We start from the raw sequence: 14,511 nt of genomic DNA, 5'->3' as shown, positions 1-14,511 counted from the left end.
ATGAAGGATAGTTTTATTCTTCATTTTTTATTTAGTTTTGTCGTAACAAAAGACTTTTTTAAAAAAAACAGAATATGAAAATTTTAATGGTTTGTCTGGGAAATATATGCAGAAGTCCATTGGCGGAAGGAATTATGAAAACGAAACTACCGGATCATTATTGGGTAGATTCTGCCGGAACTATTTCAATGCATGAAGGCGAACATCCGGATAAAAGAGCCATTAAAACTGCAGCTAATCATCATATTGATATATCGCAGCAAAGATCAAGACCTATCACCAGGAAAGATTTTGAAACCTTTGATAAGATCTACTGTATGGATGTTGATGTACTCGGAGATGTTGTTTCTAAAACTAAAAATGAAGAAGAACGTCAGAAAGTATCCTTGTTTTTAGAGGTATTGGGAGATCACAAAAATGCTGAAGTGCCGGATCCTTATTGGGGCGATATGAACGATTTTGAAAAGGTTTTCCAGCTTTTGGATAAAGGTTGTGAAGCTATCAAAAATCAATTATCAAAATAATGAGCATGAACATGCTGAATATTTCCACCACCTTCACTTAAAAAGAACTAAAAAATAATACAATGCTTTTTTTACTCCCTGCTTACTTATCAGAAAATACTTCTATCAACCACTTTTCACCTGTTGTGAAGGATTATATCATGCAGACAGATTATTTCTTTGTGGAAAATGAGAAAACTGCCCGAAAGGTTGTGAAATTTTTTGCTCCTGAAAAAAAGCAGTCTGATCTGAAGTTGTTTTTGTTAGATAAATACACGGAAAACGCAGATATTAAAGAAGCTCAGGAGCTGATGCTGAAAGGGCAGGACTTCGGATTGCTGTCAGAAGCAGGATTACCATGTATTGCAGATCCGGGAAATCTGATGGTGAAATGGTGTCATGAGAAAAACATCAGAGTGATCCCGATTTCGGGGCCTTCATCTATTATTCTTGCTTTGATTTCCAGTGGTTTTAATGGACAGGAATTTACTTTCCACGGCTATCTTCCCATTGATAAAGGGGAGAAAAAGAAACAGATCATGAACCTGGAAAGCTTTGTTCAGAAAACCGGATATTCACAGATTTTTATGGAAACTCCTTACAGAAATAACCAGCTTTTTGAAGATTTATGCAAGTTTTTATCACCCAATACAAAGCTTTGTATTGCTGCCAATATCAACGATTCGGAACATGAATTTATCAAAACAAAAACCATAAAAGACTGGCAGAAACAAAAGCCGGAACTTCATAAAATTCCTGCAGTCTTCGTACTTGGGAAATAAACTTTGCTCCTGTAGTTGACAATAAGTACGAGAGTTTTTGAGTACAAAATAGAAAAAGGCTGTGATTATTTCGCGGCCTTTGCTTTTTTATTTAGAATGGGTTGGAATATTATAAATACGATTTATAAGTTTTCTTTTTTCGTTCTTTCATTTATTGATGTATAATTTTAACTAAAAATATTTCAATAATTAGTGATAAATATCATAGCATTTATATATTTTTGTAATGTAAAATGTTATAATTTTATATTTAAATATAACGCATTATGAATTTTAAAATTTTAATGTAATTGATAATATTTATGATCTTGTTTTATATAGTTTGATTTTTTATTATACATATCATAATTAAACTGATTTAAACGCTGCAAGTTAATTTAGCTTGTATTTATTGAATTACAAATGATGTAAGTTCCGTTTTGCTTACAATCAATTCAGCCCAATCAACACCAAAATATTAAAATATGATGACACGTAAAATTTTTTTTCCGGTATTGCTGATGCTGGCCATGCTGGTACCTTCTTTAATTCATGTATCTGCCCATGGATATGTAATGAGCCCTGCTTCACGAGGATATCAGGGAAGTCTGGACAAGGCTTCACTAGGTTATTCTGCCGCATTTAGTATCTATGGATCTGTTATTAATGAACCTGGATCTCTTGAAGCCCCAAAAGGGTTTCCTGCGGCGGGTCCTGCAGATGGAAAGATTGCCTCTGCTAATGGAAGCATCGGTGGAGACACTACACTGGATATCCAGACTGCCGACCGTTGGAAGAAAACCAATATTTCCACTGGTGTGAATGCCTTTATCTGGAAATATTCGGCGTATCATGCGACAGCAAAATGGCATTATTATATGACAAAGCAAGGCTGGAATCCCAATCAACCGCTTTCCCGTCAGGATCTTGAGCTTATTGGTACAGTTGCGCACAATGGAACACCTCCACAGGATAATGTTCCTCATCAGATTACCGTTCCTGCAAACCGTAGCGGCTATCATATTATTTTAGCGGTCTGGGATGTAGCAGATACTACCAATGCATTTTATAATGTAATTGATGTTAACGTAACCTCCGGAACAGGAGTTTCTGCACCTGCCACCCCAACAGGCTTAGCACTGGTAGGAATAACAAGCACTTCTGCCAAAATAAGCTGGAATGCACAGTCTGACGCGGTATCCTATAACGTTTTCCGCAACGGACAAAACATTCAGCAGGTAACTACGGCTACATTCCAGGATACTGGTTTAACAGCCAATACGACATATACCTATGAAATTCAGGCGAAGGGATCTTCAGGGCTTACTTCAGCGAAAAGTGCGCCACTCAATGTAAAGACAAACAGTGAGGGCACTCCTGAAAAGCCAACAGCACCCTCCAACCTGCATTCAATGGCAGTTACTGAAAACTCTGTTTCATTAATGTGGACAGCTTCCACCCATTCGCAGGGAATCAAGAATTACCAGGTATTTGAGAATGGAATCAAAGTAGGAGAGACTGTGCAAAAAAGCTTTTTACGAACCGGATTGGCACAGGACACAGAATATACTTATACGGTAAAATCTGTTGCAATGAACGATCAGCTTTCTGATGTAAGTAATGAATTAAAAGTCAGAACAAAAAAAATTACATCAGGAAATGGCCAGGCTTACTGTGGAGCAGAGCAGTATAACGCTGCCAATGCTTATCCTGCAGCCGGAACGAAAGTTTTTTACTCCTGTAAAATCTGGAAAAACAAATGGTACGCAAATCCGGGAGAAATGCCGGGAACCAATATGGTATGGGAGGAAATAAGTACATGTACTGAAGGGACAGGCTGCGCATCAGGCGGTGCGGTTACTTATTGTGGCGCACAGGAATATAATCCTGCGAAAACGTATTCAACTACAGGAACAAAGGTTTTCTATACCTGCAAAATCTGGGAAAACAAATGGTACGCAAATCCGGGGGAAACACCGGGAAATAATGCTGTCTGGAAAATTGTAAGCGACTGCAATGAAGGACAGAACTGTCAGACATCAGCTCTTGCCAATACAGAAAATGATCTTTCAGTAATTGTATCCGAACATATGATCAATTTTGCACCGGAAACGTATTATGCTCAAATAAGCAGGGTAGATGTCATTACCCCTCACGGACTTCAGATCATGACTTTTATAAATCCCGATAAAAACAGTATGAACATCAGCCGTCTTCAATCCGGAATCTATTTTGTGAAAATCCTTTATAAGGACGGAAAAAATATTACTAAAACCATCAGAAAATAACAAAAACGATCTGAAATATCAAAAAAGCCGTCCATATTTTGTGGATGGTTTTTTTTTGCAGAATTATAAAAATATTTAACAGCCCTTAACAGGACTATTGCATTATTCTTGTTTTTAAGTATTTATCACTTAAAATTATATGATTATGCCTGATAAAAAATTAGCAGGAATCTGGATTGATACAGAGAAAGCCATTGTAGCCAGGAATCACGATGCACAAAATGTTTCTGAATTTATCCTTTGCAAACCGGTGAAAGCGGAGATACAGCACGGGAACTCCAGTGAGAATGCAGGAAATAATGCTGAAATTACCAACAGAAACAAGTTTTTTAAAGAAATTGAAAAGTTACTGACCAATTCTCAGGAAGTGTATATTACAGGACCGGGTGTAACACAAGAGGAACTTAAGCACTTCCTTCATGATACGGCTCAGTTCAGAGATTTGAAAATTACATTGGGAACCTCACAGAAAATGGCAGATGAAAAGGTACTTGAAACAGTAAAAGAATATTTTAATAGTTAAATTGTAGATAATGCAGTGAAAATCCGGGCATCGAAGATGCCCGGATTTTTAATAAGTTAATTTTACTCTTTTTTCTTTGATCTCCATTTCCTCCAAATAAAAATAATAACAGGAATAAGCAAAAAGAAAGGCCACAGAGAAATGATTCCAAGCATAAAGCTTACAAAACTGTTCCAGCCTTCCGTTACCGAATCTACAAAACGGCTCCCAAAACCTATTTTTGAAGTGGCGGAACTTCTCACTTTTTCTTTGTATAAATTCAAATTCAGAGTACTGTAATTTACCCGGTCATCAATAAAACGAAGTCTGCCTTCGGCTACATCAATTTCATCTTCCAGTTCACGGATATTTTCCTGAATTTCCAGCATATCTTTTGTGGTAGCAGCACTTCTAAGCATATCACGGTATTTTTCCAGATATATCTTTTTATTGGCCAGCTTTATCGCTACATCGGTATATTCCTCTGTGACATCATTGGATGAAATATTTTTAGATAAAACAGTTCCTACGCCATCTGAAAAAGAATTGATCAGAGCATCAAAATTTTTATGAGGTACACGGATAATCAGACTAAGGTTATCATCCATATCCGTATTTTGAAATTCTTCTTTCTGGATATAAGCATTGTTTTTTCTAATGATTTCATTAACCTGGCTCTGTGTTTTTTTAATATCACCCACCTGAATCTTCATATCTCCGTTTTTGATGATTTTTTTGGAGATTGTATCTGTTTTCTTTGAGGGGTGAACATCTTTGTTGGTTCCATTTTCATCAGATACCAGCTTTTCGGAAACAGAAATTGGTGAATATGAAGCTGCGGAAGAAGGCGCTTTATCCTCGGTTATAACTTCCATCATGTCGGCTTTCGCTTCGTGTTTTTCGCCGCCTGATTTGCTGCAGTTGATTAGAATAAGACCTGATAACAGGAAAATAATTTTTTTCATGGGTTAATTAGTTTTTTATGGGTATGATCAAAAAGTGTGCTCAAAAATGATTATAAGGTAAGATTGATTAAAATTTAAAAATAATTCGCTGTAAAACCAATCTGAAAATTGCTGAGACTGGTAAATAATTTCTATTTTTAATTCATGAAAAAAAGTCTTTTAGCATTAGCGTTTTCTCCATTTCTGATGTATGCCCAGGAAGCTCCGAAACTTACAGACGAAATGGCAATGAAATTATCCGACAAGCCTCTTCACTGTATCAAGCAGGAATATCCTAATAAAACTGCCCATATCATCAATAATGCAGGCGAAGTTCCTTTGACTCCAAAAGATCTTCACCCTAGTTTTTATGGATGTTTCGACTGGCATAGCTCTGTTCACGGTCATTGGATGCTGACCAGACTTTTGAAAACGAAACCCAATCTCTCCAATGCCAAAGAGATTGAAAAAATTCTGGATGAATCATTTCAAAAAGAAAAACTTCAGACAGAAGCAGATTACTTTACAAAATATCAGCTGACAGGAACTTTTGAAAGAACCTATGGCTGGGCGTGGATCTTAAAACTAGATGAAGAACTCACAACCTGGGATCATCCGAAAGCTAAAATATGGCACCAAAATCTGAAACCGCTGACAGATCAGATCCTGAAATCATGGAAAACTTATCTTCCAAAGCAAACATATCCTAACAGAACCGGAGTTCATCCTAACACGGCATTTGCCATGTCTTTTGCCATCGATTGGGCCAGAGCCAATAAAGATAAGGAGTTTGAAAGCCAGTTGACGGAAAAGGCAAAATACTTTTTCTTGAAAGAACTGAAAACACCTGCTTATCTGGAACCGGACGGATCCGATTTCTTTTCGCCAAGTCTTGAAATTGCAGACCTGATGCGAAGAGTGCTTCCTCAAAAAGAATTTGTACAGTGGCTGAATGCTTTCTACGAAAAGAGAAGTCTTGAAAATGTTGAAAAAATTCCTGTAGTAAGTGATCTGAGCGATTACCAAACCGTTCATCTTGTAGGGCTATCTTTTTCTAAAGCATGGTGTATGAAAGGAATCTCAAATGCACTTCCCGCTAATCATCCCCTGAAAAAAGATTTTAAGAAAACAGCTGATGTATTTCTCAATAATGGATTACCATTACTTTTTCAGGGAAATTATGGCGGGGATCACTGGCTGGCCAGTTTTGCGGTATATGCGCTGGAAGATTAATATCTGATTCCTGTCTTTTTAAGAACAAAGCCTAAAAGCCATATGGGTCCTATCAGAAGAAACTGGAGATCTTTAAGGAAAGTAGGCTTTTTTCCTTCAATTTTATGCCCAATAAACTGAAAAATCCATGTGATGATAAACACAGAAAGGTAAACCATCCATGATTGTCTTCCGAAACTGATATTGGCCAGATAGATGAAATGTTCCATCATGAGCATGACCACGATCATGATAACAGCGATCAATAAAGACAGCCTTATATAGAAAAGGGTGATCAGAATAATCACAATAAGGCTTACGATACTGGCACATCCGAAATAGGAAGCGCAGAAATGAGGGGAAGGAATCAGGGAGGCGAACCCCAGAATCGTCCAGAAAATTAAGGGTACACAAATCCAGTGAATGAACTTGTTGGTCGGGTTTCTATGGCTTTTACTGTATTCTGCAAATAATAGATCAACCTTTCTCATACTAAAGGGAAATTGGATTCCTGCTAAAATAATAAAATTTTGTAATCACTGGTAAGATTGCTTACATTTGTCTTATGTCTGCCCTGGAAAAATTTGGCGTCGATATTTTTACGGAACGGAATATTTTCGAGCGAATAGCTGTAGGTAAACCGTTTCGTCCCGAAAATCCTGCATTTATATTTATTAAATCAGGAACTATAAAACTTCGCCAGCACTTCAGTGATCTGGAGGTTTCTGCCAACATGTTTATGGTAACCGATCCCCAAACTATTTATGAAGTGGTAGGAGTAACGGCTGACTTTCAGTCGAGGATGGTTTCTTATAAAAGAGAATTTATTTCTGCCTTATCATTAAAATTTAATCGTCTGATTACTTACCGATATTTCAGACAGCAGATGAATAAAGGAGTTCCTTTTCCTGAAGACGAAATGGAAGTCGTTTGGAAAAGCGTCAATTTCCTGAAATATATCCTGGATTCTGATACCGAAATGCTTTATAAGAAGGAAATGGTAGAGCACCTTTTTTCTGTTTTCTGCTATCAGATGGCAGGAATTATTTCCAAGGAGGATAACAGCTCTATGAACCAGATGTCCAGACAGGAAGAAATTGTATTTGTCTTTCTTACCGATCTTGCAGAGCATCATCTTACTGAAAGAACCGTTGAATTCTATGCCGAACGGCAGTCAATTACAACCAGACATCTTTCTTCTGTAGTAAAGACCATTACGGGAAAATCTGCAAGTCAGATCATTGCTTTAATTGTTATTAATGAAGCGAAAGTGCTCTTAAACTCTTCCAATAAACCGGTTTCGGAGATTTCCTCAATTCTCGGATTCAGCGATCAATACTCATTTTCTCATTTTTTTAAGAAGCATCTTGAGGTAAGCCCTAGACAGTACAGACATCAGTTCGAAAATTAAAATCTTACATTTGAACATCTTTTTCCAAAAATCAAACATTTGATTGATTTTGTTGCTGACCTAACTTTGCATCTGTAAAACAAGGTAAAATGACAAAGAAAATAAAAACAGCACTATCAGTATTGATAGCAGCTTTTCCTGCGCTGTTTTTTTCACAACAGATCAAACAGATGACCGCAGGTGATGTGGCGGAACTCGCTGTTCAGAATCACCAGCAGCTCAAAGTCTCCGCACAGAATATTGATATTGCAAAGCAGAACACCAATGTGGTTAAGCTTCAGAAACTTCCTACAATTACAGCTTCTACAAGCCAGTTCTATTTAGGAGATGCAGTAGCCATTGATAAAGATTTTTCGAATTCTACAAACGTTCCGATGCCGCATTACGGAAGTTCGTATGCGGTACAGGCAACACAGCTGATCTTCAAAGGAGGATTGGTGAATAAGTCCATCGAAATGGCAGGGCTTCGCGAACAACTTTCGGAACTGGATTTAGAGAAAAATAAACAGGATGTGAAATTTTTAGTGATTTCCAATTATCTGGATGTCTATAAAATCATCAATCAGGAAGAAGTATTTCAGAATAACAAAAAACTGGCTCTGGAACGTCTGAAAAATATCCAGAAGTTTTATCAGCAGGGAATGGTAACCCGAAACGAAGTGATTCGTGGAGAATTGGCCATCAAAAACCTGGATCAGGGGATTCTTACCCTTACCAACAATAAAAAAATCCTTAATTATAATCTGAATATTGCCTTAGGATTATCTTCTGACACGGAGATTGTGCCTACTGAAAGTCTGGAGAATAAAGAAGCAGGAATAGGTATGGAGTACTACACAGATCTTGCACACGAAAGCAATCCTTTGCTGAAATCTGCTCAAAAAAACATTGCGGTAGCAGATAAGAATATTGAAATCATCAAAACAGACAATTCACCTACGCTGGCCGGATTTGGCGGATATACGCTTCAAAGACCAATTACTACGAGAAATCCTGTTTTGGATATGTACTCAGGGGGCTGGCAGACTGGGGTTTCTCTGAGTTACAACATTGATACTCTCTATAAAACAAAAGAAAAAGTAAAATTAGGAGAACTGCAAAAGAATCAGGCAAATGATGCCATGACTCTGGTGCAGCAGAATGTAGATATGGCAGTGAATGCTGCCTATACCAAATATCAGGAAGCGATTCAGCAGGCAGATATTCTGAATGATTCCAAAAGACTGGCGGAAGAAAACTACAAGATTACGGAAGCCAAATATCTGAATCAGCTGGCCGTGCAGGCGGAAATGATTGATGCACAGAACCAGAAACTGCAGGCAGAGCTTGATTACGCCAATGCTGAAATCAATGTTTTATATCAGTATTACAACCTTTTGAAATCTACAGGAACACTTTAATTTAAAACTGAAAATCAACACAATGGAAAACAAGGGACAAACTACTCAAAATACAACACCTACTCCGGCAACATCTGCTGCAGAGCATAAGAAAAAGAAAAATAAAACCAATAAAATCAGAGCCATTATATCCAATATCATCGTTTTTCTGGTGATCGGTTTCGGATTATTCTGGTTAATACGAGAATACTTTCATATCGGAAGTAAAACCTATACGGAAGCAGCACAGGTAGAAGAATTTATCAATCCTATCAATACCAGAGTTTCTGCCTATATCAAAGAAATTAAATTTATTGAACATCAGCGTGTAAAAAAAGGCGATACTTTGGTCATTCTTGACGACCGTGAAATCCTTACGCAACTGGGACAGGCTGAAGCCGCCTATCAGAATGCTATGGCTCAAAAAACAGCGACCAGCTCTTCTGTAAACACAGTTTCCAACAATATCAATGTGATGCAGTCCAATATTGCAGGAGCAAAAGCAAGATTGTGGAATGCCGAACAGAATTTAAACCGATATAAAAATCTTTTGGCAGCCGAAGCCGTTACGAGACAACAATATGATCAGGTGAAGACAGAATATGATGCTCAGAAGGCTGCTTATGAAACCTTAGTCAATCAAAAGCAATCTGCAAACCTTTCTACAACTGAAGTAAAAAGCAGATTGGGAATCAATGATGCTGAAATTAAAAGAACAAAATCTGCTTTGGATATGGCAAGGATCAATCTTTCTTATACTGTTATTACGGCACCGTATGATGGAGTGATGGGAAGAAGAACAATTTCTGAAGGTCAGTTGATCCAACCAGGACAGCAGGTTGCGACAATCGTTCTGAACGGCCAGAAGTGGGTAACTGCCAATTTCCTGGAAAGCCAGATGCCGAATATCAAAGTAGGAGAAAAAATTTCTATGACAGCCGATGCTTTGGGCGGTAAAAAATTCGAAGGAGTAGTCACAGCAGTTTCTGCAGCTACCGGTTCAAGATATTCAAATGTACCTACAGATAACTCTACCGGAAACTTTATCAAAGTACAACAGAGAATCCCTGTAAGAATTGAGTTTACAGCTTCCAACAAAAAAGAAGATCTGGATAAGCTGAGCGCCGGAATGAATATGAATGTGAATATTAATAAAGACTAAAAGATGAAAGATATCAGATGCCGGGTATTATGCGTATGGAAAGCTAACGCTGAATGTTGAAAGTCTGCCATCTGATATCTGAAATCTATTCCCTAAAAAATCATGTACAACAAAGGATTATATAGCGATTGGGTACCGAAACCCGTACAGCTGTTGCTGATTGTATTACTGCTTGCTGTGGTAATGCCCATCGGCGGGGTGTATACAGGAAATATCAGTTCTCTGGTAAGCGGTACCGGCGCCATGACAGAATATTTTATGTGGGCCAATTACGCCACTACCATTGGGATGGGAGCTTGCATGCCTGTTGTTCTGAGAATCAAAATGAGATTCAAAGTAAGGGACAAGATGGTGTTGCTTCTGGTGCTTTTAGGGTTGCTGAGCTACGTGAACGGGACTACTTTACAGCCAATGATTTTTATTTTTACTTCTTTAATGATTGGCTTTATGAAAATGATGGTTACCATAGAACTGTTTCTGCCATTAATGGTTATGATCGGAAATCGTGGAGTATTTTACGGAGCTTTCTATACCTTCGTTCTTGTAATGAACCAGGTGGCAACCTATTATGCTGCTGAGTTTGCCCTTCTTTACAACTGGCAGCAGTTCTACCTGCTTACAGCTGTTTTATGCTTTATTTTAGCATTGATACACTGGATTTTTATGCATGACAAATATTTTGCATTAAAAGTACCGCTGCACTATATTGACTGGCTGAGTATTTTGCTTTTCATTTCAACATTCATGTTTTCGGCTTATGTGTATTCATTTGGAAGACAGCAGGACTGGTTCAACTCCAGGAACATCATCTATGGAAGTATTGCAGCTTTTGTCAGTTTTGCACTACTTTCTATCCGTCAGTTGACTTTAAAACGCCCCTACCTTTCGTTTAAAATTTTCACAAAAAATAATGTGCAGCACGGTTTGTTCATGCTTTTCTGGCTGGGAATGTTTCTGGGAACAGCTTCTATTCAGAATACGTTTGCGGTAGGAGTTTTGGGATATGATCAATTGACCAATACCAGGCTGAGTCTACTGATGATTCCCGGAATTATCTTAGCCGGAGCTCTTGCTATTTTCTGGTTCAAAAAAGAAAAGCCATTGAAAATGTATATTTTTTCCGGTTTTGCCGCTATGGTTGGATATGCTATTATTATGTATTTTTCCATGGTGCTGGAGTTCAGTTATGACAACTGGTATCTGCCTATGTTTTTAAAAGGCTACGGAATGTGTTCATTGTTTATCTCCGTATGGTTTTATACACTGGATAAGCTTGAAATGGATGAAATGCTGGCGGCCATCGGGCTTGTATTGGTTTGGAGAACCTTCCTCGCCGTAGGAATTTTTTCAACTTTATATTCCTGGTTTCAATACCGTTTTCAGGTTACGGCAATAGGAGATCTTGCTGTTTATATGGATGGAATGACGGTGACTCCTCAGAATGTAGCAGCCAATATGAAAGCCATTCAGCTTAATGCCATTATCATAGCCACCAAGAAGATATTCGGATATATTATTCTGGTGGGACTGGGAGTGCTGATTTATATTGCGACTCATCATTTCGGAGCAAAACGATTCCAGTATTTCAGATTTGTAAGAGTTCTTGGCGGTAAATCGGTCATTGCGAGAAGAAGACTTCGCGAAAGAAAAAAATTATTAGAAGAAATAAAAGATGCTGCAGGTCCTGCAGTATAAAAAGAAACCTTGTTTTTACCAGTAAAATCCTGGTCCTTAGTTGGGCTGGGATTTTACGTTTTAAGAAGAAGATATCAAATTTTAAACTTTTTTGAAATATTAAGATTATAGTAAGGTGTTTAGAGTATTAAGATGAGCTTCGCCTTAAGCTTAAAAATCAGAATGATTTATCTTAAGTATACTTTATTCCTTAAATCCATTCTTAATGGTGTATATATATCCGGATTTAGAAAACTTTTCTGTAAAAGAGGTTTACTATCATAAAATAAGGGAAAATTTCATGTTTGGTTATTTTTATTCTTTCTAAATAAGAATTATCTTTGCAAGATTATAAAACGTTGAGTAGAAAGAATGAAAAAGCAGTATGCATTCATAGGTCTTTTAGTTTCGGGACTAATGCTTTCCCAGACCGTAAAAGATTCTATTGCCTCCAAAGGTATTGAAGATGTGGTAATCGTAGCCTCCAGAAAACCTACAAAAATCTCTGAAGTTCCGGGAACGGTCTGGGTAGTACAGAAAGAAAAGATTCAGGAACAGGCCAAAAGCGGAGTTCCGATCAAAGAAATGTTATCAATTCTGATACCTTCCATGGATATTGGTCCGCAGGGAAGAACCAATTATGGTCAGAATATGAGAGGACGTTCTGCCCTGGTGATGATAGACGGCGTTTCTCTGAACAGTATCCGTGCGATCAGCCGTCAGCTGGATGCTATTGATCCTTTTAATATCGAAAGAATTGAAGTGCTTTCAGGAGCAAGTTCAATTTATGGAGGTAATGCTACCGGTGGTATTATCAATATCATTACAAAAACACCTTCCAAAAAAGGAATCAGCGGTGAAACTGAACTGGGTGTACGTACAGGATTTATGGGAAAAGATGACCATGACTTCCGTGCTGCTCAGTCTATTGCGGCTAAAGGAGATAAGTTTTTCGGAAGACTGGGAGTAGCTTATCAGCAGAATGGTGGAGTGTATGGAGCAGATCAGAAACAGCTTTTTACCGATATTACCCAGACTGACCTTCAGTATAATCAGTCTATTGATATCCTGGCTACCGGAGGATATCAGTTTAACAATAAACATAAAATAACAGCATCTGTTCAGTATTACAATTCTAAATTTAATGGAGACAGAAGTTTATTTTTAGGTGAAAATCTGAGTGCATTTACAACAAAAAATGCTTCATTACTCGAAATGAGAGATGGGTTTTCATCTGATAAAAATGTAGGTACAGAACGTTATATGGCAACTGTAGCTTATAACGCAAACGGAATTTTAGGCGGCCAGGATTTATATGTGCAATTGGCTACCCGAGGTGAAAAGTTAGGATTCTATCCATTCCCGGGAAATGTTACCTTACAGACGGGAAAAATACCTTATATGTCTTCTTCTCAGCAGGATACTTATTATTCCGGGATTAAAGCTTTATTGTCAAAATCATGGAGAGGCTTAAATGTTACTTACGGAGCAGACTTCGATTTTGAAAAATTTGAAGGAACACAGTCTGTTTATGATATGGCCAAAACAATGTCCAGCGGTGGTTTAGTGAATGAAACAAAATACAGCCTTGGCAGATATCCAACCAATCATTCACAGAGTTATGCAGGATATGTTCAGGCAAAATACAATATTCTTCCCAAATTACAACTGAATGCCGGAATACGTTATCAGCATATCAACGTAAAAATGGATGATTTTGTAGGTTCTGAACAGCAGACCCAGATTGCAATGGGCTATGGAAGTTCAGCATCCGCAATTCCGGGAGGTGAAAGTTCTTATAATGTAACCTTAGCTAATGCGGGGCTATTATACAAATTTAATGAGCAGCATCAGGTTTGGGGAACTTTTTCCCAGGGAGCAAGTTTAGCAGATCCTGCTAAGTTTTATGGTATCGGACAGTATAAGCTTGTGGGAACAAACTGGAATGTTGTATCCAGCATCAATGTTAAAGAACAGCCGCTGCAGGCCATCAAAACCAATCAGTTTGAAGTAGGATACCGTGTGAACAGAGGAGGTTTAAGAGCGCAGATTGCCGGATTTTTAAGTAATTCTGATAAAACGGTTACTGTAGATAAAAAGACCTTCCAGATTCTTGTGAATGATTTGAAATTAAGAAACATGGGAATTGAAGCTGAGGTTTCCTATTCTTTAAGCAATGGAGTGTATTTCGGTGCCAGCGGACTTTTGATCAAATCTGAGGTAGACAAAGACGGAGAATGGCAGAAGCAGGAAATTTACAATGCTTCCCCTTCCAAATTTGTGACGTATATCGGGTATAATATTAAGAACTGGTCATTCAGATTCCAGTCGTTACAGAATTTCAAGCAGAAAGACGAGCTTAATAATGTTGTTGAGGGCTACAATACCTCAGATCTGATGATGGGATACCGTTTCAACTGGGGAAAACTCAACTTAGGAATTCAGAACCTGTTTAATACCGATTATCAGACGATCTGGAGCAAGCGTTCCCAGGTTTTATATGCTACTTACGGACTTCCGGAACTGTTTAATTATAAGGGAAGAGGGAGAACATTCAACCTTTCCTACACTTTTGAATTTTAAAAAAATGATCGGGATTTAAAATACCCTGATCTGAAAACATATTGTATTTCAAATCCGGTTTCTGAGTTTGATCGGAAACCGGATTTTAATTT

12 protein-coding genes are annotated in these 14,511 nt (G+C 37.8%); 10 read left to right on the top strand and 2 right to left on the bottom strand.

Features of this window, described 5'->3' with window-relative positions; translation table 11 throughout:
- Positions 1-74 precede the first annotated feature (74 nt).
- The 4 genes from AB1278_RS15840 to AB1278_RS15825 all read left to right on the top strand — a co-directional run bounded on the left by AB1278_RS15840 (position 75) and on the right by AB1278_RS15825 (position 4,075).
- Positions 75-524, top strand: a complete 450-nt coding sequence (locus tag AB1278_RS15840) for a low molecular weight protein-tyrosine-phosphatase (protein ID WP_227941764.1) — start codon at positions 75-77, stop codon at positions 522-524.
- Positions 525-586: 62 nt separating this feature from the next.
- The gene (locus AB1278_RS15835; RefSeq protein WP_429815582.1) at positions 587-1,285 is read left to right on the top strand and encodes an SAM-dependent methyltransferase; all 699 of its coding nucleotides are present in this window, start codon (positions 587-589) and stop codon (positions 1,283-1,285) included.
- A gap of 464 nt (positions 1,286-1,749) precedes the next feature.
- Positions 1,750-3,552 (top strand): lytic polysaccharide monooxygenase, encoded by a 1,803-nt coding sequence (locus AB1278_RS15830; RefSeq protein WP_429815579.1) that lies wholly within the window; start codon positions 1,750-1,752, stop codon positions 3,550-3,552.
- 145 nt (positions 3,553-3,697) lie between these two features.
- Positions 3,698-4,075, top strand: a complete 378-nt coding sequence (locus AB1278_RS15825; RefSeq protein WP_202843989.1) for a hypothetical protein — start codon at positions 3,698-3,700, stop codon at positions 4,073-4,075.
- A gap of 62 nt (positions 4,076-4,137) precedes the next feature.
- Here the strand turns inward: AB1278_RS15825 and AB1278_RS15820 are convergent, their stop codons facing one another.
- Complete coding sequence (locus AB1278_RS15820) at positions 4,138-5,019, bottom strand: DUF4349 domain-containing protein (RefSeq protein ID WP_395973044.1); 882 nt, start codon at positions 5,017-5,019, stop codon at positions 4,138-4,140.
- Positions 5,020-5,163: 144 nt separating this feature from the next.
- Between AB1278_RS15820 and AB1278_RS15815 the strand changes: the two genes are divergently transcribed.
- On the top strand, positions 5,164-6,231 hold the full coding sequence (locus AB1278_RS15815; protein ID WP_110009372.1) for a DUF2891 domain-containing protein: 1,068 nt from the start codon (positions 5,164-5,166) through the stop codon (positions 6,229-6,231).
- Here AB1278_RS15815 and AB1278_RS15810 read toward each other — a convergent pair.
- Positions 6,228-6,701 (bottom strand): DUF962 domain-containing protein, encoded by a 474-nt coding sequence (locus AB1278_RS15810; protein ID WP_137904198.1) that lies wholly within the window; start codon positions 6,699-6,701, stop codon positions 6,228-6,230. The genes AB1278_RS15815 and AB1278_RS15810 overlap by 4 nt on opposite strands.
- A 74-nt stretch (positions 6,702-6,775) precedes the next feature.
- Between AB1278_RS15810 and AB1278_RS15805 the strand changes: the two genes are divergently transcribed.
- The 5 genes from AB1278_RS15805 to AB1278_RS15785 all read left to right on the top strand — a co-directional run bounded on the left by AB1278_RS15805 (position 6,776) and on the right by AB1278_RS15785 (position 14,419).
- Positions 6,776-7,621 (top strand): helix-turn-helix domain-containing protein, encoded by an 846-nt coding sequence (locus AB1278_RS15805; protein WP_110009370.1) that lies wholly within the window; start codon positions 6,776-6,778, stop codon positions 7,619-7,621.
- Positions 7,622-7,710: 89 nt separating this feature from the next.
- Entirely contained in the window at positions 7,711-9,021 is a 1,311-nt protein-coding gene (locus AB1278_RS15800) for a TolC family protein (RefSeq protein WP_429815574.1), read from the top strand.
- Positions 9,022-9,043: 22 nt separating this feature from the next.
- A complete protein-coding gene (locus AB1278_RS15795) occupies positions 9,044-10,162 on the top strand; it encodes an HlyD family secretion protein (protein WP_343639828.1) in 1,119 nt (372 codons plus the stop codon).
- A 102-nt stretch (positions 10,163-10,264) separates the two neighbouring features.
- Positions 10,265-11,857, top strand: a complete 1,593-nt coding sequence (locus tag AB1278_RS15790) for an MFS transporter (RefSeq protein WP_429815571.1) — start codon at positions 10,265-10,267, stop codon at positions 11,855-11,857.
- Positions 11,858-12,208: 351 nt separating this feature from the next.
- Positions 12,209-14,419: a TonB-dependent receptor gene (locus AB1278_RS15785; protein WP_429815568.1), complete on the top strand. Its 2,211-nt coding sequence runs from the start codon at positions 12,209-12,211 to the stop codon at positions 14,417-14,419.
- Positions 14,420-14,511 lie beyond the last annotated feature (92 nt).

The sequence above is a fragment of the Chryseobacterium sp. NRRL B-14798 genome, from assembly GCF_050470705.1.
Taxonomy (GTDB): domain Bacteria; phylum Bacteroidota; class Bacteroidia; order Flavobacteriales; family Weeksellaceae; genus Chryseobacterium; species Chryseobacterium cupriresistens.
Note: the sequence above shows the minus strand (reverse complement) of the source record. Positions and strands in the feature narration are given on the sequence as shown.

Coding starts and splice junctions, on each gene's coding strand:
- AB1278_RS15790 (WP_429815571.1), top strand. CDS start 10,265: ATGTACAACAAAGGATTATATAGCGATTGGGTACCGAAACCCGTACAG.
- AB1278_RS15800 (WP_429815574.1), top strand. CDS start 7,711: ATGACAAAGAAAATAAAAACAGCACTATCAGTATTGATAGCAGCTTTT.
- AB1278_RS15825 (WP_202843989.1), top strand. CDS start 3,698: ATGCCTGATAAAAAATTAGCAGGAATCTGGATTGATACAGAGAAAGCC.
- AB1278_RS15830 (WP_429815579.1), top strand. CDS start 1,750: ATGATGACACGTAAAATTTTTTTTCCGGTATTGCTGATGCTGGCCATG.
- AB1278_RS15815 (WP_110009372.1), top strand. CDS start 5,164: ATGAAAAAAAGTCTTTTAGCATTAGCGTTTTCTCCATTTCTGATGTAT.
- AB1278_RS15795 (WP_343639828.1), top strand. CDS start 9,044: ATGGAAAACAAGGGACAAACTACTCAAAATACAACACCTACTCCGGCA.
- AB1278_RS15820 (WP_395973044.1), bottom strand. CDS start 5,019: ATGAAAAAAATTATTTTCCTGTTATCAGGTCTTATTCTAATCAACTGC.
- AB1278_RS15805 (WP_110009370.1), top strand. CDS start 6,776: ATGTCTGCCCTGGAAAAATTTGGCGTCGATATTTTTACGGAACGGAAT.
- AB1278_RS15835 (WP_429815582.1), top strand. CDS start 587: ATGCTTTTTTTACTCCCTGCTTACTTATCAGAAAATACTTCTATCAAC.
- AB1278_RS15810 (WP_137904198.1), bottom strand. CDS start 6,701: ATGAGAAAGGTTGATCTATTATTTGCAGAATACAGTAAAAGCCATAGA.
- AB1278_RS15785 (WP_429815568.1), top strand. CDS start 12,209: ATGAAAAAGCAGTATGCATTCATAGGTCTTTTAGTTTCGGGACTAATG.
- AB1278_RS15840 (WP_227941764.1), top strand. CDS start 75: ATGAAAATTTTAATGGTTTGTCTGGGAAATATATGCAGAAGTCCATTG.